Raw genomic sequence first — 25,650 nt, forward strand, 5'->3', positions numbered from 1 at the left:
ATCATGAGCACGAGCGCACCCAAATCGCCCGACGAATTCCTGGCGGGGCTCAAAGGGCAACGTGTCCTGGTCACGGCAGGCGCCGGCGGCATTGGCTTCGCCATTGCCGAAACGCTGTCGCGGCTCGGTGCGCGCATCGTCGTTTGCGATGTGTCCGACGAAGCCCTGGCGGCCGCCCCCAAGAAGATGGCGCTCGTCGCAGCGGTCAAGGCCGACGTGTCGCGCGACGACGATGTCGACCGGCTGTTCGAGGCGGTGGAGGAGAAACTCGGCGGCCTCGACGCACTGATCAACAATGCCGGCATCGCCGGGCCGACCGGCGGCGTCGACGAAATCGATCCGGCCGACTGGAGGCGCTGTCTCGACATCGGCCTGACCGGCCAGTTCCTGTGCGCACGGCGCGCCGTGCCGCTCATCAAGGGGGCCGGCGGCGGTTCGATCGTCTCGATGTCGTCGGCGGCCGGCCGCCACGGCTATGCGTTCCGCACGCCCTATTCGGCGGCCAAATTCGGCGTCATCGGCTTCACGCAGAGCCTTGCCAAGGAGCTTGGGCCGCACGGGATCAGGGTCAACGCCATCCTGCCGGGCATCATAGAGGGGCCGCGCATCGAGAGCGTTATCTCGGCACGCGCCAAACAGGTCGGCATCAGCCATCAGGAGATGACCGAACGCTATTTGCAGAACATCTCGTTGCGCCGCATGACCAGCCCGTACGACGTGGCTTCGATGGTCGCATTCCTGCTGTCCGACGCGGGCATCAACATTTCAGGCCAGTCGCTCGGCGTCGACGGCAACGTCGAAACGCTTTGAGGAGCAAGCCATGGCCAGGGTTGCAATTGTCGGAAGCGGGTTCATCGGACGGGCATGGGCGATCAGCTTCGCGCGCGCCGGCCATGATGTGCGCATGTGGGACCAGTCGCCGGTCGCGGCAGGCGGCGCGCGCGACTACATAGAAGGCGTGCTCGGCGATCTCGCTTCGAATGATCTGCTGCGCGGACAGACCGCGCACGCGGTGCTCGAGCGCATCGTCGTCATGGGAGACTTGGACGCGGCTCTGGCCGGCGCCGTGCATATCCAGGAGAACACACCGGAAAATCTCGAGGTGAAGCGCGAGGTGTTCTCGCACATCGACGCGCTGGCCGGCCCGCAGGCGGTGATCGCCAGCTCCACCTCGGCGCTGCTGCCGTCGAAATTCACCGATCATCTCCCGGGGCGGCACCGCTGCCTGGTCGTGCATCCGATCAACCCGCCCTACCTCATTCCGGCGGCGGAGGTGGTGCCGGCGCCGTGGACGTCCGCCGAGACGCTCGAAAGGACGCGCGCCTTCCTCCTCGATGCCGGCCACGCGCCGCTGGTGATGAAGCGCGAGCTCGACGGCTTCATCATGAACCGGCTGCAAGGGGCGCTGCTCGAGGAAGCTTTCCGGCTTGTCGCCGACGGCTATGCCAGCGTCGAGGACGTCGATATCGGCATCCGCGACGGGCTGGCGCTGCGCTGGTCGTTCATGGGGCCCTTCGAGACCATCGATCTCAACGCGCCGGGCGGCGTGCGCGACTATGCCGAGCGCTACCAGGGCATCTATTCCAATATTTTCCCGCAGATGCTGCGTCGCGTCGACTGGGCGGGCGAGGTGATGGAAACCGTCGAGGCCGAGCGTAGCAGGCGCTTGCCCAGGGAGAAACTGGGCGATCGGCAGGTCTGGCGCGATCGCCGGCTGATGGCGCTGGCGGCGCACAAGAAGAAATCGGATCAGGAGTTCGGACAATGAAAGAAACCAGCCGCAAGCCCGGCGCCACGGCGGCCAGGGGCAAGGTCATCATCACCTGCGCGGTGACGGGGGCGATCCACACGCCGACCATGTCGCCCTATTTGCCGATCACGCCGGACCAGATCGCCTCGGAGGCGATCGCCGCCGCGGAAGCCGGCGCCGCGATCCTGCATCTGCATGCCCGCGATCCGGAGACCGGCAAGCCCGACCAGACGCCGGAGGCCTTTGCCCGTTTCCTGCCGCGCGTCAAGCAAGGCACCAACGCCGCCATCAACATCACCACCGGCGGCAGCCCCTACATGAAGGTCGAGGAGCGGGTGCGCCCGGCCGCCCAGTTCAAGCCGGAGGTAGCCTCGCTCAATATGGGCTCGATCAATTTCGGGCTCTATCACCTCGCCGACAAATACGAGACCTTCAAGTTCGACTGGGAAAAGCCGCATCTGGAAGCGACGCGCGACCTCGTCTTCCGCAACTCGTTCAAGGACATTGAGTACATTCTCGCGACTTGCTACGACAACGGCACGCGGTTCGAGTTCGAGTGCTATGACATCGCGCATCTCTACAATCTCTCCCACTTCGCAGACCGTGGGCTGGTGAAACCGCCCTTCTTCGTGCAGTCGGTGTTCGGCCTGCTGGGCGGCATCGGCACGCATCCGGAGGATGTCGCGCATATGAAGCGCACAGCGGACCGGCTGTTCGGGGACCAGTTCCGCTGGTCGGTGCTCGGCGCCGGCGCCAGTCAGTTACGCATCGCCGCGCAATCGGCAGCACTCGGCGGCAACATCCGGGTCGGGCTGGAGGACAGCCTGTGGGCCGGCAGGGGCAAGCTTGCCAAGTCGAATGCCGAGCAGGTCGTGCTGGCGCGCAAGATCATCGAGGGGCTCGGCATGGAGGTGGCGACGCCGGACGAAGCGCGCGAGATCCTGTCGCTGAAGGGCGGCGACAAGGTCGCTTTCTGACGCAGCCAATCGCCGCGCGAGCAAAGAGGAGGACGGCATGAAGATCGAAGTCGTGGTGGACGTGAAGACGACGCTGGGCGAGGGACCGCTCTGGGACGTCGAGCAGGAGCGTCTCTACTGGATCGACAGTTTCGACGGGCGCGTCTTCCGCGCGACCGCCGACGGGCGCGAGATCCGCTCCTGGAACGTGCCGATGAAGATAGGCTCGATGGCGCTGCGCAAGGATGGCGGCGGCGCTGTCGTCTCGTTGCAGCGCGGTTTCCATCTGCTCGATTTCGCCACCGGCGAGGTGACGCTGATCCACGATCCGGAGCCGGACAAGCCGATGAACCGTCTCAACGACGGCAAGGTCGACCGGCGCGGCCGCTTCTTCGCCGGCTCGATGGACACGATGGAGGAGGGGCCTTCCGGCGGTCTCTATCGGCTTGATCCGGATTTCTCCGTCACCAGGATCGATTCCGGCATCATCTGCTCCAACGGTCCATGCTGGAGCCCCGACGACCGCACCTTCTATTTCGCCGATACCTGGACCGGCGAGATCTGGGCCTATGATTACGACATCGAGACCGGTGCGGCCAGCAACCGCCGCACCTTCGTTCGCGTCGATACCAGCCGCGGTGGTGCCGCCGACGGCTCGACCGTCGATGCCGAAGGCTGTCTGTGGAATGCGCTGGTCTATGACGGCCGCCTGGTGCGCTACGCGCCGGACGGCAGCATAGACCGTATCATCGACATGCCGGTGAAGAAGATCACCAGCGCCATGTTCGGCGGACCGAAGCTCGACACGCTCTACGTCACCTCGATGGCCAAGCCGCCGCTGCCGCGTTTTCCCGGCGATGGCGTGCTGCGCGGCAGCCTGTTCGCCATCACCGGCCTTGGCGTGACCGGAGTTCCCGAGCCGAGGTTTGGTGGCTGACGGGCGGCCGCTTAGAGCAGTTCACCGTTTCATGGAAACGGCGAACCGCTCTATCTCTTTGTTTTTGCGCAATTCCGTAGGGAAAGCGCTACGCGCTTTTCCCGGGAAAACCGTACACATTTTTCGTGGAATTGCTCTCGCCGCTCCTCCCGGACGTCTTCCGCAAACTTCCTGCCGCTCGCAATCAGCTAAAAACTATCGGCACCATTTCTCCACCGCTAAGGCGATGGCCTTCGTGCAGTCGACGAGATCGCGCACCGAAACGCGCTCGTTCGGCTGATGCGCCTGCGCCGGATCGCCAGGACCGAAGTTGACGGTCGGGGTGTTGCCTAGGCCGGTCGGCAGGCCGATGTCGCTGTGTGCACCGAAGCCGCTCAGGGCCGGCGACAGGTCGGCTGCTTTGACGGCCTCCTGGAACAGGCCGACAAAGGGGTTGTCCGACGGGATCTCGGCGCAATCGGCATCGAGGATCCATTCGACACGGGCAGGGTGCTTTCGCAGATAAGGATCCGCCTGGCAGACATTGGCGATGTGCTCTTCGATTTCGCGTTTGACATTGCCGCCCAGCCTGAACTCGTCATGCTCGCTCGGCAGATACTGTGCGTCGATGATGATCTCGCCGCGTCCTGCCATGGAGGATGGATGTTCGCCGGCATTGATCTGGGTGACGATGATCTGGTTGGGCAGGTCCATCAGCGGGTGGTTCTTCCTGGGATCGAACATCCATCGCCGGTTGAGGATGTCGATGCCGTCAAGGATCTGCCGGCAAAGCTGGACGGCGTCGACCGGGCCGCTCGAATACCAGGCGTTCGGCGTCAGTTCGGCATGGCCGCCTATGCCGTCGATGATGATCTTGCCCCACAGAATGCCGTGACAAAGCGGTGCGATCCTGTTCGCCGTCGGTTCCGTCATGATGCCGGCGTCGGCGCGAAAGCCGCGATCAACCATGGCGAGCGACCCCATGCCGCCGATTTCCTCGTCGACGACGGTGGTGAAGACGACGTCGCCGGAGAGGGAAACGTCGAGTTCCTTCAGGATTTCGACCGCCATCAGCATGCAGGCGACGCCGCCCTTCATGTCGACCGTGCCGCGACCGTGCAGGAATCCATCCTTCAGGACAGGCTGGAAGGGATCGGTGGTCCAGTGCCCGGCGGCACCCGGCGGCACGACGTCGATATGGCCGGTCAGCATGATGGACCGCCCGCCGCCGGTACCTTTCAAAACGCCGCCGAGATTAGGCCGGCCCTCGAACGTTCTGCCCTTGTTGGCGCCGGCACGTCCCTTGTATTTTTCGTAGAGCGCCGGTCCGTCCGGATCCCAGAGATCGGTCGAGAAGCCGAGCGCCTCAAGGCGCTTTTGCAGGTAGAGCTGGCAATCGCGCTCGCCCGGGCCGGCCTCCTTCGGATTCGATTTCACGATCGAGGGGAAGGCGACGAGATCGCTCAGCGTCTTGACGATGCGCTCGGCGGCTGCCTCGACGCGCGCGGCGATGGTCTCTTCCATGGAAGGCATTGTTATCTCCAACGTTGGGAAAGTCGGTCGGCGAGAAGGACGAAAACCAGAAGGGCGCCGACAATCCCCACCTGCCAGACCGTGTTGATGTTCAATTGCAGAAGGCCGGTCTTCAGCGTGACCAGCAGCAGGACGGCCGCGAACACGCCGCCGACGCCACCGCGCCCGCCAGTGATGACGATGCCTCCCAGCATGGCCGCGGTCAGCGATTCCAGTTCGAGGTTCTGGCCGATATTGGGCCTGCCGCTGCCGAGCCAGGCGAGAGAGACGAGGCCGGCCGCACCGGCAAGCGCGCCGCTCAGCACATAAAGGATGAAGCGCACGCGATCGACCGGAATGCCGACCAGTTTGGCCGAGCGTTCATTGAAGCCCATGGCGTAGATCCAGCGTCCCCAGGCTGTCGAGAGCAGCACGAGACCGGCAAGCGCGAAGCAGGGGATGGCGAGCGTAAGGAAAGGCACGGGGATGCCCATGATCGCACCGCGCCCCCAAACGAGCAGCCAGGCAGGCACGCCGGACTGGGCCGCGCCGCCGGTGACCGCAAGCGCCAGGCCGGAATACACGAAAAATGTTCCCAGCGTCGCGATGAAGGGGAGAAGGGCGAGCCCGTTCACCAGCCATCCGTTCAAGGCGCCGAGCATAGCGCCAGCCAGGATGCAGACGACCGGCAACAGAAGGGGTGGCAACCCCAGCTTCAGGGAAAGCATGGCAACGATCGCCGAGAGCGAAACGGCGCCGCCAACGGACAGGTCGATGCCCGCGCCCCCGGCCAGGACGACCAGCGCCTGTCCAAGGCCGACCAGGGCCAGGATCGTCGAAAATTGCAAAATCGTGGTGACGGTGCCGAGATTGAAGACCGAAGGCTTGAGCGCCAGCAGGCCGACAATAACGACCAGCCAAAGGCCGCACAGCAGAGCCAAAGTGAGGGCGGGGCCCTGCAGGTTCCGGATCCTGTTCATGCGCGGGCTCGCAGGAATTGGGCAAGCGGCAGCCGGTTGGAGACGGCTTCGAAGCCAAGCACGCCGATGATGAGAACGCCGGTAACCACAGGCTGCCAAAGCGAGGGGACGCCGATCAGGAGCAATCCATTCTGGAGAATTCTCAGAAGCAGTACGCCGAAGACCGTGCCGATCAAGCTGCATCTGCCGCCCAATATGCTCGTGCCGCCGAGAATGACCGCGGCGATCGCATCGAGCGCCAGCGTGCTGCCGATCGTCATCTCCACATTGCGGTAGGTGGCGACGTAAAACGTGGCGGCAATGCCAGTCAGGACGCCACTGATGACGAAGGTCATGAAGCGTACCTTGACCACGGGGATTCCGGACAGCCGGGCCTTTTCCTCGGAATTGCCGATCGCGAGCAGATGCGGCCCGTAGGGGGTTCGCCGCAACGCCAGCCAGACGACCAGATAGGCGATGGCAATGACGATGGCTGGGACTGGAATGCCGAGTACGGTGGTTGCCAGAACATTGGTAAGGCTCGAGGGCAGGCCCGAGAGCCACTGCCCGCCGAGAAGGACAAAGACGGCGGTGCGGTAGACGCCAAGCAGGCCGAGCGTTCCCACGATTGCCGGAACGCGACCGAGGACGACGACGGTGGCCGTCACGCAGCCGAGCAGCGCACCGACCGCCGGGCCAGCGATGAGCGCCAGCAGCGGACTGCCGTCGGCGCTGAGCACGCGGCCGATGGCAATGGCCGCGAGGCCCATGATGATGCCGATCGACACGTCGATGCCGCCCATGGCAAGCAGCAATGTCATGCCAAGGCCGATCAGCAGCAGTTCGACGCTGTTGCGCAGGACGGTCGCCGCATTGCCTGGCGTCGCGTAGTGGGGCGATGCGACAGAAAAGATGACGATCGCCAGGAGACAGGCGGCAAGCAAGGACCACTCCCGCCCGTTCATGGCCAAAACGCCGTTTCCAAACTGTCGCACCCTGTTCATCCCAAGGCTCAGAAGTTGAACTTGTCGACATTGTCCTTCGTGAAGACCGCCGGCGGTCCGAGCAGCAGGATGCCCTTGGCGGCATCATAGGTGGCGGGCTTTTCGAGGCCGGCGATCTTGTTTTCCGCTTCGAAGCTCTTGCCGTCGATCAACTGCTTGCCGGCCCAGACCGTGAGATAGCCCAGCTGTTCGGGATCCCACAGCACGGTGAAGCCGAAGGCGCCGCTCTTCAGGTAGGATCGCGCCGTGTTCGGGCTGCAATAGCCCGTGCCGATGACGGAGCCGATCTTGCCGGCGGTTTCGATGGCCTGGGCGACGCCCGGGCAGGTCGAGGATGCGACGGCGATGATGGCCTTGATGTCGGGATTGGCGGCCATGAGATCGCCTGATATCTGCGCGGCGCGCTCGGCCGTGCCGCCGGCGAATTGCGGAGCCAGCAGTTTCAGCTTCGGATATTTGGCGGTGGCCTCTTTCTGCATGAAGCCGATCCAGGCGTTGAGATTGGACGCCGTCGCCTCGCCGGAGACGATGCCGATCGTGGCGTCCTCGCCGACGCGCTTCACCAACTCATCGATGATCGTCGTGCCGAGCCCTTCGTCGGTCGCCTGCGCCACATAGACGGCACGGCCGCTGTCGGGTGCATCGCTGTCGCTGGTGAAAAGCTTGATGCCCTTGGCCTTGGCGCTCTCGACGACGGGCGCGATGCTGGACGCATCCAGCACGCTGACCGAGATCGCCTGGACACCCTGGTCGATCAGGTTCTGCACGATCTGCAACTGATCGACCGGGTTGGTGTCGACGGGGCCGGAATAGATGAAATCGACGCCCAGGTCCTTCGCGGCGCGATTCCCGCCGGCTTCCATGGCATTGAAATAGGGTATGCCGATCAATTGCGGGACGAAGGCGACCTTGGGCTTGTCGGCGGCATCCGCCGCCGTGGCGACCACGAGTGACAGCACGGAAACGGCGAGCGCTTTTTTGAGTTGAGAAAGCATTGGTTTATCCTCTCTGGAATGGACGTGCATTTCAGTTTGATTTTTCAAGCGCCCGCACGTCGGGATGAGCGCCTGTTATGAGCGAAACGACTTCCTCGTGATTGGTCTCGGCCGCCAGCCGTTCGGCCACCTTGCGGCCGCGCCGGAACACCACGATGCGGTCGGCAACCTCGAACACTTCGGAAATGTTGTGGCTGATGAGGACGACGGCACAACCGCGCGCGGCAAGCCGCCGCGTCAGTGCCAGGACCTTGCGGGTTTCGGCGACGGCAAGGGCCGCCGTCGGCTCGTCCATGATGACCAGCCTGGCATTCAGATTGAGGGCCCGGCAGATGGCCACGGCCTGGCGCTGACCGCCGGACAGGCTGCCGACGGGTGCTTCCGGATCGGAAATATGCGCGTCGAGCTCTTTCAGCAGGCCGTCGACGCGCTGGCGCATTTCCTTGCGCTTCAGGAAGGGAATACCCAAAATGGAGCGTTTCAATTCGCGGCCGAGAAAGACGTTTTCGGCAATCGACAGGTTTTCCGAGAGCGCCAGTTCCTGAAAGATCGTCGCGATCCCCGACGACGCCGCATCCTTGGGCGAGGAGAAAGCCACCGGATTGCCCTCGATGAGAAGCTTTCCATCGCTGGGCGGATGGGCGCCCGCCAGGATCTTGATGAAGGTGGATTTGCCGGCGCCGTTGTCGCCGAGAAGCGCCAGCACCTCGCCGGAGCGGATTTCCAGGTCGACATCGGCAAGCGCAGTCAGAGCGCCGAAGCGCTTTGCGATATTTCTGGCGACAAGAAACGGTTCTGTCATGGCGGTTCCCCGGCGGTTGCTGGTCGGCTAGACGGCCTTGCTGACCCAGCGCAGCACGTTGGTCCAAAGACGCGCATAGCCCGGCCATTCCACGAAGCTGTTGGGCAGCCAATGCGGGCCGATATCCGACGTCCAGGCCAGCGTGCGGCCCTGGCCATGGCGGCCGGTGACCAGCAGCGGATGACCGCCGTGATCCTGCGGCAACCGTGCGAGGATTTCGACGTCATCGCGATCGCGAGCGACGACCTCGTTGGCGCCGAGCAGCAGCGGCCATTCGCCTTCGATGCCGGCAAAGATCGGGTGATCCTTGGGACCGGTGATTTCAGGCCGGAACCCTTCGGGAATCTCGAGCCGGTCGTCATAGGGGAGGCAGGTTACCGGCAGCGCCTCCTCGACGGCCGTGCGGTGCCAGCGCGCCTTGCCGTCGATGCCCTGGAAAGAGAAATAGCCGCCGATCATGACCATGCCACCACCGGCCTGCGTCCAGTCGCGCAGAAGCTTGAGCCGGTTGGGCACTGTCTTGCCGTGCAGCCAGACATCGGGGTGAAGCAGCAGCGAGTTCGCGCCGATGTCGGAGAGGATGATGGCCTTGTATTGCGACAGGCCCTCCGTGGTGAAAGGCAGCTTTTCGACGGCTTCATGGGCCGGCATGTAGTCGAGGTCGAATTCGCTGCTCTTCAAGGCATCGACCAGCGGCGTCGCGCCCAGGTGAAAGGTGACGCTGCCGAACTGATCGAACCCCTTGTAGTGGGTCGCCGAACTCATCCAGCTCTCGCCGACCAGAAGCACTCTTGTTTTCGCCATGACCAATACTCTCCTGGGTTCCCGTAAGTTGTTGGTTCAGCTTGCCAACATGGCGTTGTTCGCCAAAGCGGCAGCCTTCAAAGTCGCGAAATCCGCGATGTAGCCCTGTGCGCCTTCGACCGTGGTCGTCAGGCTCGCGCCGATCGCCGCATGGCGGGCGGCGTCGTCCAGCGACGCACCATGCAGCCAGAGGCTTAGGAATATGCCGGCGAAGCTGTCGCCGGCGCCCGTCGCATCCACGCGGTCGACAGGCAGTGCCGGCACCTCGATCTGCGGTCCGCCATTCGCCGGAAAGACGACCGCGCCAAACTCGCCGAGAGTGAGCACGACCGTTCCGCGCGGCTTGATGCGCGCCAGCATCAGCCGCACCTCTTCGATCATCGTCGCCATCCTGGAGCGAAAGTCGAAAATCTCCCGCATCATCACATCGTTGATGAAGGTCAGGTCGATGTGCCGGACCATCTGCGTGAAGGTTTCAGGCGTGCGTGCGCTCTTGGGCAGGCCGGCCGAATGCAGGCTCACCCTCCAGCCGGCCTGATGAAAGCGCGCGATGGAAGCGGTCATCGTTTCGTAGTGGAAGCCTTCGATGTGAAGACAGGCCGGGCGCGGCTCGGGCTGGATGTCCAGATTGGCGGTCAGATCGATCTCGCCGAGTTCGAACGGTTCACTGATGATCGTGCGGCTACCATTGCGCTCGATGATCACGATGGCTTGCGAAAGGCGGTTGTTGGGCGTGTTGCGGATCGGCAATGCGTGGACGCCCAGTTTGGAAAGCGCGCCGAGCGCCCAGTCACTCTCCGGGTCTTCACCGACCGCCGTCGCCAGTTCCACGTCGAGAGCGTAGGGCGCCCCAACACCGGCGGCGGCAACCGCGAGATTGGCCGCGGGCCCGCCCAGCGCCTTCTCGATATGGCTGGCTGTGATGCGGTCGTCGCGATGCGGCAGGACGTCGACGCGGCAGAGAAAGTCGACACTGACCCGGCCCGCGACCAGGAGCCTCGGCAGATGATCGAGATTCTTCGGCCTGTGGGGCGCGCGGCCCGGCAGCGAGCGCGCAAACGAACTCGGCCGGTACATCAGCGTGGCGATCGCCTTTTCGATGCGTTCGCGCGTGGCCTCCTTCAGGCCGGCAGTCCCGTTGATGAAGTTCGACACCGTTCCGATGGAGACACCGGCCGCGCGTGCGACATCCGCTATGGTTGGGCGCTTGCGTTGCAATGGTTGGCTCCGATTGAAGCGTTTCAAACGGTATCAACGGAAATGCCGCCCCTCAACGGAATTATCTTCTAAAAAGGTCTGGAATTTGCAGAGAAACTTGGAAAACTATGGCGATGTGGCCCCAATTGCGGGTCATTCGTTCCAGAATTGAACGTTTTTCAATTCTTAAGCCGAAAGACTGCGTCGGCGAATTGCCTGCTTTCATTCGGATAGCTTCGCCGAGCCGATGATCTAGATCAGCAGCAAGCCCTTCATGCTGGAATAGCCCTTGCGACCGATGATGATGTGGTCATGCACGGAAATGCCCAGCCGCTTGGCCGCGTCGATGATCTCCTTGGTCATCTCGATATCGGCACGCGATGGCGTCGGATCGCCCGACGGGTGGTTGTGCACCAAACTACCGAGGCCCTATTCATGGTATTTATCAATCGCTTGCGATTAAGTGCGGGAGAGGTGGCGTCGTCAATTGGGGCATGTATCTAATGACCATTAGTGATCTTTCACGCTTGGTCACAATCGCATTTGCTCGGTACTGTGACGTACCGATCATCAACGGATCTGAGCGCTTACCTGTTCAAGCGCTCTCTGAACGACTGATGTTTATGCAAAGTGAGTGTCGCCGCGATCACCGTGGCTTCTCGTCGTAACTCGGCGCTGCATTGGAGCGCTAAGGCGATGATGACAGCTTTGCGCCTCACATCCGGTCAATCAGAAACTCAAGGGCCGAAATTTCAAAGCGGACACTAAGACCGTCCTCTCACCTGTTTTGCCGCTCGGGACAGGTTCGGTAATGAGCCCTTTCGAGGTGAGGAAGAAGATACTGAATTGAGGGCGCTGGAGCTCGGCAGCGCCCATAGGATGAAGTGTCGCGAACATACAGGAATGTTCCGCCTACTAGTGTCGCTCGGTCACCAGAGGGGCGCCGCGATCAGTGAAACGCGGTAAAACCTTGGCGCACGCGGAAATCATTCGAGGTTGGCCAGCGGATGTTCTGGAGTTTACCATGGCGATGCGATGGGCGCGATGTGGTGCATCTCCAAACGCGATGACGTGCTGCCCATATGAGACTTCTCCCATTGCTTTCGTTGCCGCTAAAAACCGAATGACAATAAGATGCGGTCACTGGAGTGGCTCACGGCTAGGGATGCCTGTTTTCGAGGAGGAGGAGTTGAAATGCGGATAAAATCATTGGCCGCCGCTGGCCTGCTGGCGGCTATCGCTTTTGCCGGTACCGTCCCGGCGTATGCCCAGATGAAAGCCAAACAGTTCAATATCCTGATGTTGACCGATCTTTCTTCGGTTTACTCAGAAACATCGGGTCCCGGTGACGTTGAATTCGCCAAGATGGCTGTTGATGACTTCGGTGGAAAGGTCAACGGCGTACCGATCAATGTCATCGTCGTCGACAACAAGCTGGATCCTGCACTCTCGGTCAATAAGGCGCGCGAGATCATAGACTCTCAGGGCGTGAACCTCATTACCGACGTGTCGAGTTCCGCTGCAGCCATCGCCATAGCCAAGCTCGCCAACGAAAGGCACATTCTGACGACCTTCGTTAGCCCGGGAACCATGGCGCTTACTAATGAAGCCTGCGGCAAATACACTTGGCACTATGGATACGATACCTCAGCCATGTCCGCGCCGGTCAAGAAAATGACCCAGGATGGCACCAAAAAATGGTATTTTATCACAGCCGACTTTGCCTTCGGAAAGTCGTTGCTGGCTTCTTTCTCGAGTGCCGTTAAGCAAAACGGTGGCGAGGTCGTCGGGGTGGATATGGTGCCGTTCCCGAACGACGATTTCTCAAGCTATCTTCTCAAAGCGCAGGCGGCTGGCGCCGAGGCTATTGGCATCCTTGAATCCGGACAGGATCTGCGCAACGCGGTTAAGCAGGCCCGTGAATTCGGCTTGATGGATGCCGGAATAAAGATTGTTCCCGGACAGTTGAATCTTTCTGATGTGAAGGCTCTCGGGCCTGACACGTGGGCCGGCGTAAACGCCGCGCTGATCTGGTATTGGGATCTCGACGACGAAACCCGGAAATTCACAAAGCGTTTCCGCGAGAAGCTGAGCTTCTACCCTGGTGACATACACGCGGGCAACTATTCTGCCGTCTATCAAGTACTGAAGGCCGTCCAAGAAATCGGGACGGACGATCCCGACAAGGTAACGGAAGCCCTAGAAGGTCGGCGTTTCAGCGACATGTTCACCAAGGACGCGCTCATGCGCAAGCGTGACCATCTTGTGGTGAAGCGTACCTTTATTGGCCAGGTCAAACCCGCATCGGAGGTCAAGAACGACAGCGACTTTTTTAACATCGTCGGGTCGGTTCCAGGGGATGAGGCGTACTACCCGGAAGCAGAAAGCACCTGCAAGCACGATTGGTAGCGGAAGAAGCATGCCTCCCGCCATCGGCTAATCGCCGACGGAGGGAGGCGTTCATCCGCAACGCAACCGAGGCCGGCCAATGTCTTACTATGCAATTTTACTCTTCAACGGACTTGTGACGGGAGGTGTCCTGGCGTTGATGAGTCTCGGCATGAGCATCATCTTCGGCATGATGCGCGTGGTCAATTTCATGCATGGCGCGATGTTCATGCTGGGCGCAATCGTCGCGGTGATTCTGGGATCGCATCTCGGTGTTTCGCTTTGGCTGGGCTTTCTCATTTCCGCCGTTCTGGTCGGACTGCTTGGTGTGATTATTGAGCGGCTGCTCATCCGCCGACTTTATGGCTTGGATCTCGCCTACATCCTGATTTTGACCTTCGGCCTCTCGCTGATCATCGAAGACGTTGTTCGAATTTTTTACGGCGTTACGTCGGCGCCATACCTGGTGCCTGACCTTCTCAAGGGTGCCGTCAGCCTCGGCTTCGCCTCATACCCGAAATATCGCCTCTTCGTCGTTGTGGTATCGGTATTTCTATGCCTGGGCACATATTTGGCGCTTGAGCGCACGCGCCTGGGAGCGCTGATCCGGGCGGCATCGGAGCGGCCCGATCTGCTTAAATGCTTCGGCGGCAATGTGCCCCTTCTCGTGTCCGGCACGTTCTTTTTCGCCTCCGCTCTGGCTGGGCTCGCAGGGGCGCTTTCCGCACCGATGCGCAACGTGTCGCCGTTCATGGGAGAGGAAATGATCAATTTCGTCTTCGCCGTGGTCGTCGCCGGCGGCATGGGCTCGATCGCCGGATCGGCAATCATGGGCTTTGCGTCAGGCCTCGTCTCGGCTGTCGCGGCCATCTTCTATGCGCCGGCGGCCTCCGCAGTCATATACATTCTGATGCTTGTCGTGCTTCTAGTACGCCCGGGCGGGATTTTCCAAGGCATCGATATTTCGCATTTCGCGCTGCATTATACACCGATGACCGAGCGTGCGCGGCGGGTGTTCTTGAGCCGACCCACCGCTCTCATTGCGCTGGCGGCAGCGCTTTTGCTTCCGTGGCTGGTCTATCCGGTCCTTGCGACCGACATTATCCTTTGGGGGCTGTTTGCGGTTGGTTTCGATCTGTTGTTCGCGATCGGCGGACTCCTCTCGTTCGGCCAGGCCGCCTATTGGGGCATGTCGGCCTACGTCACCGGGATCCTGATGGTTAAGTTCGGGGCTCCGATGTTCCTTTCGTTGCTTGGCGGCGTCGCCCTGAGCACCATTGTAAGTCTTCTTTTTGGCTTCATCGTCGCAAGAAAGAAAGGGATCTATTTCTCCATGATCACCTTTGCATTCGCGTCGATCGTTTATTTCGTCGTCAATCAGTTTCCCGACTACACGGGCGGTGAGGACGGGTTGCACGGATTGGTTCGACCAACGCTCCGGGGCTTGGACCTCAAGGACGACCGGATCTTCTATTATGTTTGCCTCGCTGCCGCTGCCTTGGTGATTTTCACGGTAATTCGACTTCTCAAGTCGCCGTACGGCCTTGCGCTTCTCGGCGCCCGCGAGAACGAGCAACGCATGATGAGCCTTGGGTACAGCGTCTACGGCTTGCGTGTGAAGGCGTATGTATTTTCGGCGGCGGTGTGCTCGATCGGCGGCGCTCTCTATGCCCTTAACCATCAGTTCGTTACCCTTGAAATGGTCTCATGGCGCGCTTCTGGAGAGCCTATCATGATGACGCTGCTTGGCGGCGCCGGTACCATCTTCGGCCCATTTCTAGGCAGTGGCATCGTTTTGCTCATGCGCAATACGTTGTCGTCAATCACGGACAATGGCAGCCTGTTCCTCGGCCTTCTGTTCGTGGCCGTCGTACTGTTGTTCCGACGCGGAATACTCGGCGAGATCGTGCATCATTCGGTTGATCGCGCCACGTCGCCCGATATGCCGGCAAAGGGTGAGCTTTACGCTGCAAACCCGAACCAGATTGCAACAACCGGAGAGGTGGCCGATGCCTGATCCTGGCGTTAGTAACTCCGTCTACGGGGCGGGTTCGACAGCCGTGCCGCTCCTTGAACTGCAGTCGGTCACAATGAGCTTTGGCGGTTTCACGGCCATCAACAACATCAGCTTGAAGTTCGAGAAAAAGCCGGTTTACGGGATCATCGGACCGAACGGCGCCGGCAAGACCACTCTGTTCAATATCTTGAGCGGTTTTTATCGGCCCAAGCGTGGTCGTCTGCTGTTTAACGGTGAAGACATGACTTCGCTGCGCACCGAACAGTTTGCCCGGCGCGGGATCGTGCGAAGTTTTCAAATCACCAGCATATTTCCCAATCTGTCGGTCATGGACAATGTTGTCCTGTCGGTGCAACGGCGAGCGGATGGGGGCGCCAAAGTGCTGGCGAAGTCAGGCTGGCACGAGAACCACAGACCTGAAGCCAACGCTTTGCTGGATCAGGTCGGCATTCCGCCATCTTTGCGCGAGCGGCCGGCCAATGATCTTTCCTATGGCCGCAAACGGGCCTTGGAACTCGCGATCTCCTTGGCGGCGCACCCGGCGCTCCTTCTTCTCGACGAACCGACCGCAGGGATGACGAGTGCGGACGTGTCACGCACGACTGACCTAATCGCCCAATTGTCCCGCGAGCGCACGATCATCGTTGTGGAGCACAATCTTGGAGTCATCGCCGATGTCGCCGACGAAATCATCGTCATGCAGCAGGGTGCTCTGCTCGCTTGCGGTCGCTATGACGACGTACGAAAGGACCCTCGCGTAATCGAAGCCTATCTGGGAAAACGCCATTGAGTATGTTGGAGATAAGAAATCTCGATGCCTATTATGGTGAAAGCCATATATTGCAGAGCGTCGGCCTGTCAGTCGACGCAGGCGAGGTCGTGACGCTGGTGGGGCGCAACGGCGCCGGCAAGACCACGCTGCTTAAATCCATCATTGGTGACATACCGCGCCGGACGGGAAGCATCCGTTTTGGCAGCTCGGAAATCATCGACCTTTCGCCCGAGCGCATTTGCAGGATGGGAGTGGGCTTTGCCCCTGAGGACCGCGGCATATTTTCGACATTGAACGTCCATGAAAATCTGACCATCGGTCGGCCGAACAAAACCACAGGATGGCCACTTGAACGGATCTACCAGCATTTCCCGATTCTCAAGGCACGGCGCCTGCAAAAGGCAGCGTCTCTGTCTGGCGGAGAGAAGCAGATGCTGGCGATCGCGCGTCCGCTCTATATGGGAGCGTCGTTCCTCCTGCTAGATGAGCCAACCGAGGGCTTGGCTCCTGTAGTTGTCGATGCAATCGGTGCGATCATTAATGATATCAAGTCGACCGGTCTGACAATTCTATTGGTCGAACAGAATCTTCAGTTTGCGGCTGAGGTTACGGACAAATACTACATGATCGAGAACGGGAAGATCGTAAAGGAATTGACGAATCTCCAGATGGCTGATGAGGAACAAAGTCTACTCGACTATCTTGGTGTCTGACAATTCTCCGTACTTCTCGTTGCGTGTAGGAAGGCGTGCCGGGATCGGAGCCTTCATGACCGACCGTTTTAGGCGTCGGCTTGGAATGCCGACCAACGCCTGACAGGGCTGGGAGGCAGAACTGTCCAGCCGCTCCGCTGATTTTGAAGATGCGGCTGGCAGAAGCAACTGGACGGTGGCGTGATCCGCATCGTCGTTCGCGACGGAGCCATGTCGAAATGAGCCTTCAAGGCATGTGGGCTAACTCCTAGATTGCAGGCGGCCTGATACCTCCGGGGATTTCGCCGACGACGAGCGCCTGGTGTCCAGTCGCATGCGCCGTTCAGCGAGTGTCCTCGGCAGATGCAATCAGGCGGCGCCGCGAAGAGGTCACCATGGCGAAGACGCTGTATGAAAAAATCTGGGATGCCCATGTCGTCAAGCCACTGGGCGACAACAGGGCCATTCTCTTTGTCGACCGACATCTGGTTCATGAAGGTGTCGCGACTTACGCATTTTCGGGGCTAAGTGCGCGCGGGCGCAAGGTGCACCGTCCCGATCTGACGATCGGCGTGGCCGACCACGTCGTTCCCACGACGCCCCGCGTCAACGGGATCGCCTATGAGGACGAGGACGCCCGCAAGATGGTCCAGGACATTGAGGCCTACTGCCGGCAGGCCGGTATCGACGTCTATTCGGTCGGCAACCGCCGGCAGGGTATCGTCCACGTGATCGGGCCTGAACTCGGCTTTGTGCTGCCCGGAGCGCTGCTGGTGTGCGGCGACAGCCACACCTCCACCCATGGCGCATTCGGGGCACTCGCCTTTGGCATCGGCATCTCCGAGGTCGAGCACGTGCTGGCGACGCAGACCATCGTGCAGCGCAAGTCCAAGTCGATGCGTGTCAACGTGAAGGGCGAACTGCCCTCCGGCGCAACGGCGAAAGACCTAATCCTTTCGATTCTGCATACGATCGGCGTGGCAGGTGGTACCGGCCACGTCATCGAATACCAGGGAGAGGCGGTTCGGGCGCTGACCATGGAACAGCGCATGACGCTGTGCAACATGTCGATCGAGGGCGGCGCGCGCGCCGGCATGGTGGCGCCCGACGAGAAGACCATCGCCTATCTGGAAGGACGCAAATACTCGCCGAAGGACGAAATGTGGGGCCGGGCAGCGGATTCGTGGCGCTCGCTGAAGTCAGATCCGGATGCGTTCTTCGACGCGGATGTCGAAATCGCCGGATCCGACGTAGTGCCCTTCGTCACCTGGGGCACCAATCCCGGCCAATCGCTGCCGATCGTAGGCAGGGTGCCAAACCCTTCATCCTGCGACAACGAGAGCGAGCGCACCAGTATCCAAGGCGCACTCGACTACATGGGCCTGCAGCCCGGACAGGCGCTGACCGACATCCACGTTGATCACGTCTTCATCGGCTCGTGCACCAATGGCCGCATCGAGGATTTGCGGGCCGCGGCCGCAGTGGTGCGGGGGCGCAAGGTCGCCGACGGTACGACCGCCTGGATTGTGCCTGGTTCGGGGCCGGTCAAGGACCAGGCTGAGCAGGAGGGACTCGACCAGATCTTCATCGAGGCTGGCTTCGACTGGCGTGAGCCTGGCTGCTCGATGTGCCTGGCGATGAATGGCGAGCGGCTGAAACCTGGCGAACGATGCGCATCGACCTCGAACCGGAATTTCGAAGGGCGACAGGGGCGCGGTGCGCGTACGCATCTGATGAGCCCCGCCATGGCCGCGGCAGCGGCGATCACCGGCCATTTGACAGACGTGCGCGAACTGATCTGAGGCGAATATGGAACCGATCTCTGGACACAGCGGCATCGCCGCGCCCTTTCCGATGTCCGACATCAACACAGACCTGATCTATCCCCAGCAGTTCCTGCGCAAGCCGGATCGCAACGCGATGGCACCGTTCCTGTTTCATAGCCTGCGCTACAGACCAGACGGCACACCAGATCCGGACTTTATCCTCAACAAGCAGCCCTATGACGAGGCGACGATCATCATCGCGGGGCGTAATTTCGGCTCCGGTTCGTCCCGCGAGCACGCGCCCTGGGCACTGAAATCATTCGGCATACGCTGCCTGATCTCCTCCATGTTCGCCGATATATTCAAGGCGAACTGCATCAACAACGGCATCATTCCTGCGACCGTCAGCGAGGACGTGCTAGCAGAGTGCCTGCGCGCGGCGGCGAATCCGCAGGAAGCGCGCTTCACGGTGGACCTGGAAAGGCGCGAGCTCAGCCACCTGCGGCTTGGCACAGTGCCGTTCTTGATTGTCGATTCCGACCGGGAGCGGCTGCTGAAGGGCAATGATTTCATCGACGACACTCTGGCGGAACTGCCGGCAATCAAAGATCATGAGAAAGCGTCGGCGCAAGCGACGCCATGGCTCAGTCTCGGGGCAGTCGCCGAATGACACGAAAGGGCCAAATGGCGTTATTGTCGGCTGCGCTTTGAGACCACGCAGGGTCATCCATGGCTCGAACGACTTGCCTCGGTTATACGCCAAAACTCCATATGGTCGCTCTCGCTCCGCCGCCCTGACACCCGCTCGACGAGCGCCGAACGCCGTGAAGGAAGCGCCGCTTCCATTTCCCGCAATCCGGCTCATGGCTGAAGCCGTGCCATCTCGAAAATGTCGTCGCAGACAATGTAGCTGTTACCCTGCATCCGCCCGACGACGCGCATCTTCGCCGTATCGACATGGAAGCGTTCCGGATTGATGAGCAGGTCGTTGCGGATATGCATGACTTGCACAAGGCCGAGGATAAGCGAACGGTTTGACCCCAGCTCGACGATTTGCATCAGCTTGCACTCGAAGGACACCGGGCTTTCTGCGATGCGCGGCGCGCCGATCGAAAGCGAGGCCTGCGAGCTCAGCCCGGAGACGGTGAACTCGTCGACGGCCGGGACGTATTCGGTGGCCGTGACGTTCATCACCTTCAGCCGATCCTCGTCGACCAGGTTGACGACGAACTCGCCGGTGGCGCGGATGTTACGGCCTGTGTCCTTCCGGTCGCCGGGACTGCGGTCGTTGATCGAGAATCCGACAACCGGCGGATCCTCGCCGAAAACATTGAAGAAGGAGAACGGCGCGGCGTTGCGCTGACCGGCTTCGCTGATGGTGGAAACCCAGGCTATAGGGCGGGGCGTGATGGTGGAGGACAGGAGCTTGTATCGCTCAATGGGCTTGAGGTCGGAAAAATTGAAATGCATGCCTGCTCCGGCGGGTCTAGAGATGTCAGATGCCAACATTGATCGGCGATGGGAAGGCCCCTAACCGGGATGGCGAACGGAAATCGTCAGCCTTCGAGGATTTAATCGCTGCCACCCACGTCAAAGGCGTCGGGTCGACGGTCATGGAGCATCCGATCGCTACGCCTGAATGCATTGCTGGCGCTGTTCGCCAAGACCCTCGATGCCCAAGGTAATGACATCGCCAGCCTTGAGAAAGATATTCGGCTTCTGACCGAGGCCGACGCCGGGCGGAGTGCCGGTGGAAATGATATCGCCGGGGCGCAGGCTCATGAATTGCGACAGATAGGATACCAAGTGCCGCACGCCGTAGACCATGGTCGCTGTCGAGCCGTTCTGGAAGGCTTTGCCGTTGACCTCGAGGTGCATCTTCAGCGCCTGTGGATCGGACACCTCGTCCGCGGTGACCAGCCAGGGGCCGAGCGGGCCGAAGGTGTCGGCCGACTTGCCCTTGGTCCACTGACCTTGTCGTTCGGCTTGGAAGGCGCGCTCGGATAAGTCGTTGACGACACAATAGCCAGCGACATGGTCCATCGCCTCGTCCTCCGAGACGTATTTCGCGGTCTTGCCAATAACAACGCCGAGTTCGACCTCCCAGTCCGTCTTTTCGGAACCGCGTGGGATCTCGACCCGGTCGTATGGACCGGTGATCGCCGAAGTTGCTTTCATGAAGATAATCGGCTCGGACGGCACCGTGGCGCCGGTTTCCTCGGCATGGTCGGAATAATTCAGCCCGATGCAGACGAACTTGCCGGTCCCGGCGACGCAAGGGCCGATGCGTGGATTGCCCTCGACGACCGGGAGACTGGCGATATCGATCGCACGGAGCGCGTCGAGACCGCTGGGACACAGCGTCTCGCCGGCAATATCGGAGACATGGCCGGACAGGTTACGAATGAGGCCCTTGCGGTCGAGAATGCCAGGCTTTTCAGCACCCGGCTCGCCATAGCGCAGCAATTTCATCGCGTGTCGTACTCATTTTGCGCCCACCTGGAATTTCAGTCGAGCGTCATACCTGGATTGAAGACGCCCCGGGCAGGAGACGGCCTCTCCTTCCCGGGAGCTTGCGGCGCATCGGACGGATCAGCCGACCACCTGCCTGCTGGTTCCGGCGACGAGAACCTCTACAACGGCGTCACCCATCTCGCTTGTGGAGACCCTGCGGCAGCCGGGCCGCATAATGTCGGGGGTGCGGTAGCCGGCGGCAAGCGCCGAGCGGACCGCAGCCTCGATGCGCGCGGCCTCATGTTCCAGCGAGAAAGAATAGCGCAGCATCAGCGCTACCGACAGAATCGCTGCCAGCGGATTGGCAATATTGCGGCCCGCAATGTCGGGTGCGGTGCCGTGGACAGGTTCGTAGAGTCCCTTGTTTCCGACACCCAACGAGGCCGACGGCAGCATGCCGATTGAACCAGCAAGCATCGCTGCGGCATCGGAGAGGATGTCACCGAAGACATTTCCGGTGACGATGACGTCAAACTGCCTGGGATTGCGGATCAGCGCCATGGAGGCTGCATCGACATAGAGATGGGTCAGTTCCACATCCGTATAGTCCTTGCCGACGCGGGTCACCACCTCGCGCCACAACATCATTGTCTCCAGCACGTTCGACTTGTCGACAGAGCACAGCTTCCTGCCGCGTTTTTGCGCCGCCTTGAAGCCTACATGGGCGATACGCTCTATCTCGCTCTCGGTGTAGCGCATTGTGTTGATGCCTTCGCGCTCGCCGGCCGCGTTGACAGAGATGCCGCGGGGCTCGCCGAAATACAGGTCACCATTCAACTCCCGCAGGATCAGCATATCGACGCCTTCGACCACCTCCGGCTTCAGCGTCGAGGCGTCGAGCAATTCGGGATAGAGTAGCACCGGACGAAAATTGGCATAGAGCGACAGCGCCCGGCGAAGCCGCAACAGCCCGTTTCCAGCGCCCTCGGATGGTGGGCGGTGCTCGTCGGCGGGCACACCGGTACCGCCAAGCAGGATAGCGTCAACCGCACGGCAGAGCTCAAGCGTTTTCGCCGGCAACGCATCGCCGACGGTCTGAATGCCTTCGTCGCCGATGATGGCTTCGGTCATCTCGAAGGCGAGTCCAGCGCCGGCAAGTGCGCGCAACACTTTGACCGCCTCAGCGGTCACCTCCTTGCCGATGCCGTCGCCGGGAAGTACCGCGATTTTCACGTCCTATTCCTCCAGATGGATTTCACAGGAGCGCAAACCACCACGGCGCGCGCCCTTTCGGGTGTCTTATAGGAGTGTCGCGTGCATCCTCGAAGTCGTCCTTCGGAAACAGCCCATCGCCATAGGCGAACGCGCCTCGGCGGTCGCGGGCGGACCGCACCGACGAGGACGGCTGGCGAAATCAAGCGGCCTTATCGGGTTTCGCTGTTGGTGAGATGGTTAAGCAGCAACCGCACCGGCGGCGGCATGGTCTGGCTTGCCTGCACGCAAAGATTCCACTGGCGCTCGGCCCAGGCTTCGTCAAGGACGATGGCGACAGTGTTGCCGCTGGTCACATAGCGCTCGGCGCACTTCTCCGGCACCAAGCCGATCCCCAGTCCGGCTTCAACCATGCTGAATACCGTCTCGAAACCGTTCACGCGGACCGGCATCCGCAACGAGCGGGCGAGGTCGGAAGCAGCGCGTAGCACAAGCGAGTCGAGGAAGGATCCCTTCATCGGCCCGATTAGATCGAAATCGGTGAATTCAGCAAACTTGACGATCGTGCGGTCCGCCAGCGGGTGGTCCTTGTGAACGAGTGCGACAATGCGGTCGACACGGTAGGGGATGATCTTCAAGCCTTGGCGCGGCACAACGCCGCCGAAGACGCCGATATCGGCGGCGTTCTCCGCCACCGCCTCGAGCGCCTGCTGGCTGGTCCCTTCCTGCAGGTCAATGCGCACGGCGTCGTGTAGGGCGAGGAACTCGCGCAGGTCACGCGGAAGGTGTTGGATGATGGTGGAAACGCTGGCATAGACGCGGACGTGGCCGCGCACGCCGCTGGCATGATTGGACAGCTCGGATTCCATCTGGCGCAGGTCGCGCATGACCACGCGGGCGTGGTACAGCAGGGAATTGGCGGCCGCGGTGAGTTCCAACCCCTTGGAACCACGCAAGAACAGCGGTGTCTTGAGCCTGGCCTCGAGATCGGAAATGCGCTTGCTGATTGCAGATGCAGCTATGTGCTCGCGGTCGGCGGCCTTGGCAATGCTTTGCTCCTCACAGACTGCGACGAACAATTCCAGTGACAACAGGTCGAAACGCACTCGTTACAAAGCTCCATGCTTAGGTTGCCCGACCACGATCCAAGGATGGACCGACAATCGCGAATGGTTCGGTCGCGCTGGGGCGCATCGCGGATCACGACGCACGCGTTCCCAATCAAGTCTTCGCGCTGCCCACCATGTCTCCAATAAGGTCGTATTCCCGTTTGGCAGAAAACACAAAATGAAATTGCCCACGTGCGGCGAAGCGGGCACCAACGGCAAGGTCAGGATCCGTCCATACATGAATCAATATGATCTCGAAGGCCGCACCGCGGTCATCACGGGCGGCGCTCAAGGTATCGGGTTTGCGGTGGTCAAGCGTATGCTCGAATCGGGCGCTAGCGTTGCCATCTGGGACCGCGACGAAACAGTTCTAAGGGCCTGCGCCGACAAGCTCGCGGACGCCGACCGCGTATACTGCCGGACGGCCGATATCGGCGTGCTCGCTTCAGTGGAAGCGGCGACAAAGGCGACGCTCGGGCGCTACGGCAAGGTCGACATCCTGATTAACAATGCCGCCCTTGTCGGCCCTAACATGCCGACTTGGGAGTACCCGCCGGAAGCCTTCGCAGAGGTGGTCCAGGTCGGCCTCAACGGAACTTTCCACTGCTGCCGCACGGTCGTGCCGCACATGATGGAGAAGGGTTACGGACGCATCGTCAACATCAGCTCTGTCGCCGGCAAGGAAGGCAATCCCAATGCGGTTGCCTATTCGTCAATGAAAGCCGGCGTGATCGCGCTAACCAAGTCGCTTGGTAAGGAGTTGGCCGATCGCAACATCGCCGTCAACTGCGTGACGCCGGCCGTCGCCAAGACACCGGGCGCGATGGCCCAGGCGCCCGAACATATAGCCTATATCCTTGGCAAGATCCCACGCGGCCGCATGCTCGAACTGGAGGAGGCCGCGTCCATGATCTGCTGGCTGGCGACGCAGGAGAATTCCTTCACCACCGGAGCGGTCTTCGACCTGTCGGGCGGACGTGCGACCTATTAACAGGAATGATTGAAGAGGAGATTCCCATGCCTTCATTTGTCTTCGAGAACGCGCGCGTGCTTGATGGTTCCTCGGACGACGGGGAGTATGACCGTCATATACGGGTGTCGGAAGGCATGATTGACGAAGTTTCCGACAAGCCGATTAAGGACGCCAACGCGATCATGATCGACCTGAAGGGCAAGACGCTGATGCCCGGCTTGATCGATTGCCACGTCCACGTTTATTCGGCCGCTGAAGATCCGTCCGCCAGCTCACGTATGCCCAACGAACTGGTGGCGCTGCACGCGGCCAAGATCGTCAAGGGCATGCTGTTGCGCGGCTTCACGACAGTCCGCGACGTCGGTGGGGCGACGCTGGGCTTCAAATACGCGCTTGAAAGCGGTCTGATCGACGGACCCAGGTTGACCATGTGCGGCAAGGCTTTTGTCCAGTCCGGCGGCCATACCGATCCGCGCGAGCGCGGCGAACTGATCTCGGCTGAGACCTTCAACAATCAACTCGGCAACGTGTCGAAGATCGTCGACGGCGTTGATGAGTGTCGCCGCGCGGCGCGCGAGGAGATACGCAAAGGCGCTCAGTTCATCAAGGTGATGGCCGGCGGCGGCGCGGCGCAGCTGCGGATGCCACGCTCATGGAATGCCTATTCGATGGATGAGCTTCGCGCCTTCCAGGAAGAAGCGGAGAACGCCAAGACCTACGTCTGCGTGCACGCACATTCGGACGAGTCAATCGCGCGGGCGCTGGCCTGCGGGATCAAGTCGATCGAGCACTGTACGCTGATCACCCCCGCGACGGCCGCGATCATGGCCGAGAAGGGCGCCTATTCAACGCCGACAATCAGCGCATACGAGGGACAAATCATCGAGGCTGAAAGGCTCGGACTCGACGCTGCCGCCGTTGAGCGCCTGCAGTGGGTGCGTGATCGTGGCCCGGAATCGCTCGAGATCATGTACAAGGCCGGTGTAAAGATTTGCCATGGTTCGGATCATCTCGGCTTTCTACATCCACACCAGAACCTGGAATTCAATATCCGCGCCGAGGCGCTGCCGCCCATCGAGGTGATCCGCTCGACCACCCTCAACGCGGCCGAACTGTGCTTGATGCCTGGCAAGATCGGCACCATCGCCGCGGGGGCCTATGCTGACATGATTGTGATAGACGGCGATCCGCTGAAGGACATCTCGCTGCTCGGCGACGAGGGCAAATCCTTCCAGGCGATCATGAAGGGTGGGGTTTTCTACAAGAACGAACTTTCCCACTAAGGGTGGACGGATTCGACAAGATGGAGGCTGTGGCGAGGGCGACGGGCGCGAACAAATTCGCTCAGTCTTTTAAGTATCGTCGGGGGACG

At 61.1% G+C, this 25,650-nt stretch carries 23 protein-coding genes and 1 pseudogene; 12 read left to right on the forward strand and 12 right to left on the reverse strand.

From position 1 onward, the window contains the following. Window positions 1-3: 3 nt before the first annotated feature. Genes FJ942_RS17380 through FJ942_RS17395 form a run of 4 tightly spaced genes read left to right on the forward strand, consistent with a single transcriptional unit; the run spans window position 4 to window position 3,643 of the window. Window positions 4-810 carry an SDR family oxidoreductase gene (locus tag FJ942_RS17380; protein ID WP_140495799.1) on the forward strand — a complete coding sequence of 269 codons (807 nt, stop codon included), beginning with the start codon at window positions 4-6 and terminating at the stop codon, window positions 808-810. Between the two features lie 10 nt (window positions 811-820). Beyond that, window positions 821-1,768 (forward strand): 3-hydroxyacyl-CoA dehydrogenase, encoded by a 948-nt coding sequence (locus FJ942_RS17385; protein ID WP_140898352.1) that lies wholly within the window; start codon window positions 821-823, stop codon window positions 1,766-1,768. Next, entirely contained in the window at window positions 1,765-2,727 is a 963-nt protein-coding gene (locus tag FJ942_RS17390) for a 3-keto-5-aminohexanoate cleavage protein (protein ID WP_140517090.1), read from the forward strand. Before FJ942_RS17385 ends, FJ942_RS17390 begins: the two co-directional genes overlap by 4 nt. Window positions 2,728-2,764: 37 nt before the next feature. Next, a complete protein-coding gene (locus FJ942_RS17395) occupies window positions 2,765-3,643 on the forward strand; it encodes an SMP-30/gluconolactonase/LRE family protein (RefSeq protein WP_140817536.1) in 879 nt (292 codons plus the stop codon). 195 nt (window positions 3,644-3,838) lie between these two features. Here FJ942_RS17395 and FJ942_RS17400 read toward each other — a convergent pair whose 3' ends face one another. The 8 genes and pseudogenes from FJ942_RS17400 to FJ942_RS17435 all read right to left on the reverse strand — a co-directional run. Further along, window positions 3,839-5,155, reverse strand: coding sequence for an ArgE/DapE family deacylase (locus FJ942_RS17400; protein WP_140521014.1), 1,317 nt, complete (start codon window positions 5,153-5,155; stop codon window positions 3,839-3,841). A gap of 2 nt (window positions 5,156-5,157) precedes the next feature. Beyond that, window positions 5,158-6,114, reverse strand: a complete 957-nt coding sequence (locus FJ942_RS17405) for an ABC transporter permease (protein WP_140817538.1) — start codon at window positions 6,112-6,114, stop codon at window positions 5,158-5,160. Next, entirely contained in the window at window positions 6,111-7,037 is a 927-nt protein-coding gene (locus tag FJ942_RS17410; RefSeq protein ID WP_224681046.1) for an ABC transporter permease, read from the reverse strand. The genes FJ942_RS17405 and FJ942_RS17410 overlap by 4 nt, the downstream gene beginning before the upstream one ends. A gap of 68 nt (window positions 7,038-7,105) precedes the next feature. Beyond that, the gene (locus FJ942_RS17415) at window positions 7,106-8,092 is read right to left on the reverse strand and encodes an autoinducer 2 ABC transporter substrate-binding protein (RefSeq protein ID WP_140817540.1); all 987 of its coding nucleotides are present in this window, start codon (window positions 8,090-8,092) and stop codon (window positions 7,106-7,108) included. Window positions 8,093-8,123: 31 nt separating this feature from the next. Further along, window positions 8,124-8,894, reverse strand: coding sequence for an ATP-binding cassette domain-containing protein (locus tag FJ942_RS17420; RefSeq protein WP_140495806.1), 771 nt, complete (start codon window positions 8,892-8,894; stop codon window positions 8,124-8,126). 27 nt (window positions 8,895-8,921) lie between these two features. Further along, window positions 8,922-9,698 (reverse strand): glutamine amidotransferase, encoded by a 777-nt coding sequence (locus FJ942_RS17425; RefSeq protein ID WP_140495807.1) that lies wholly within the window; start codon window positions 9,696-9,698, stop codon window positions 8,922-8,924. Between the two features lie 36 nt (window positions 9,699-9,734). Continuing rightward, window positions 9,735-10,916, reverse strand: a complete 1,182-nt coding sequence (locus FJ942_RS17430) for a PfkB family carbohydrate kinase (protein WP_140521013.1) — start codon at window positions 10,914-10,916, stop codon at window positions 9,735-9,737. A 231-nt stretch (window positions 10,917-11,147) separates the two neighbouring features. Then, a pseudogene (locus tag FJ942_RS17435) lies at window positions 11,148-11,312 on the reverse strand (JAB domain-containing protein); the annotation flags it as partial. A gap of 777 nt (window positions 11,313-12,089) precedes the next feature. On the opposite strand from FJ942_RS17435, the gene FJ942_RS17440 reads away from it, so the two are divergent. The 6 genes from FJ942_RS17440 to leuD all read left to right on the forward strand — a co-directional run bounded on the left by FJ942_RS17440 (window position 12,090) and on the right by leuD (window position 19,200). Further along, the gene (locus tag FJ942_RS17440; RefSeq protein ID WP_181169937.1) at window positions 12,090-13,304 is read left to right on the forward strand and encodes an ABC transporter substrate-binding protein; all 1,215 of its coding nucleotides are present in this window, start codon (window positions 12,090-12,092) and stop codon (window positions 13,302-13,304) included. Window positions 13,305-13,383: 79 nt separating this feature from the next. Continuing rightward, window positions 13,384-15,300 carry an ABC transporter permease gene (locus FJ942_RS17445; RefSeq protein ID WP_140898354.1) on the forward strand — a complete coding sequence of 639 codons (1,917 nt, stop codon included), beginning with the start codon at window positions 13,384-13,386 and terminating at the stop codon, window positions 15,298-15,300. Then, entirely contained in the window at window positions 15,293-16,090 is a 798-nt protein-coding gene (locus FJ942_RS17450) for an ABC transporter ATP-binding protein (RefSeq protein ID WP_181169939.1), read from the forward strand. The genes FJ942_RS17445 and FJ942_RS17450 overlap by 8 nt, the downstream gene beginning before the upstream one ends. Window positions 16,091-16,092: 2 nt before the next feature. Further along, window positions 16,093-16,785: an ABC transporter ATP-binding protein gene (locus FJ942_RS17455; protein WP_140898500.1), complete on the forward strand. Its 693-nt coding sequence runs from the start codon at window positions 16,093-16,095 to the stop codon at window positions 16,783-16,785. A 374-nt stretch (window positions 16,786-17,159) separates the two neighbouring features. Further along, window positions 17,160-18,566 carry a 3-isopropylmalate dehydratase large subunit gene (gene leuC / locus FJ942_RS17460; RefSeq protein ID WP_140670404.1) on the forward strand — a complete coding sequence of 469 codons (1,407 nt, stop codon included), beginning with the start codon at window positions 17,160-17,162 and terminating at the stop codon, window positions 18,564-18,566. 7 nt (window positions 18,567-18,573) lie between these two features. Further along, the gene (gene leuD / locus FJ942_RS17465; RefSeq protein WP_140670406.1) at window positions 18,574-19,200 is read left to right on the forward strand and encodes a 3-isopropylmalate dehydratase small subunit; all 627 of its coding nucleotides are present in this window, start codon (window positions 18,574-18,576) and stop codon (window positions 19,198-19,200) included. A gap of 191 nt (window positions 19,201-19,391) precedes the next feature. Here the strand turns inward: leuD and FJ942_RS17470 are convergent, their stop codons facing one another. From FJ942_RS17470 to FJ942_RS17485, 4 genes are all read right to left on the reverse strand, one after another. Continuing rightward, window positions 19,392-20,000, reverse strand: a complete 609-nt coding sequence (locus FJ942_RS17470; protein ID WP_140670408.1) for a flavin reductase family protein — start codon at window positions 19,998-20,000, stop codon at window positions 19,392-19,394. Window positions 20,001-20,159: 159 nt separating this feature from the next. Next, window positions 20,160-21,002, reverse strand: a complete 843-nt coding sequence (locus tag FJ942_RS17475) for a fumarylacetoacetate hydrolase family protein (RefSeq protein WP_140670410.1) — start codon at window positions 21,000-21,002, stop codon at window positions 20,160-20,162. A gap of 120 nt (window positions 21,003-21,122) precedes the next feature. After that, window positions 21,123-22,217 (reverse strand): 3-isopropylmalate dehydrogenase, encoded by a 1,095-nt coding sequence (leuB, locus tag FJ942_RS17480; protein ID WP_140898359.1) that lies wholly within the window; start codon window positions 22,215-22,217, stop codon window positions 21,123-21,125. 191 nt (window positions 22,218-22,408) lie between these two features. Further along, on the reverse strand, window positions 22,409-23,302 hold the full coding sequence (locus FJ942_RS17485; protein WP_140685912.1) for a LysR family transcriptional regulator: 894 nt from the start codon (window positions 23,300-23,302) through the stop codon (window positions 22,409-22,411). A 181-nt stretch (window positions 23,303-23,483) separates the two neighbouring features. Between FJ942_RS17485 and FJ942_RS17490 the strand changes: the two genes are divergently transcribed. Beyond that, window positions 23,484-24,296, forward strand: coding sequence for an SDR family NAD(P)-dependent oxidoreductase (locus tag FJ942_RS17490; protein WP_348642143.1), 813 nt, complete (start codon window positions 23,484-23,486; stop codon window positions 24,294-24,296). Window positions 24,297-24,301: 5 nt separating this feature from the next. Then, complete coding sequence (locus FJ942_RS17495; RefSeq protein WP_246679819.1) at window positions 24,302-25,561, forward strand: amidohydrolase family protein; 1,260 nt, start codon at window positions 24,302-24,304, stop codon at window positions 25,559-25,561. Window positions 25,562-25,650: the final 89 nt, after the last annotated feature.

Origin of the sequence: Mesorhizobium sp. B2-4-2, assembly GCF_006442845.1 — a bacterium.
Classification (GTDB): domain Bacteria; phylum Pseudomonadota; class Alphaproteobacteria; order Rhizobiales; family Rhizobiaceae; genus Mesorhizobium.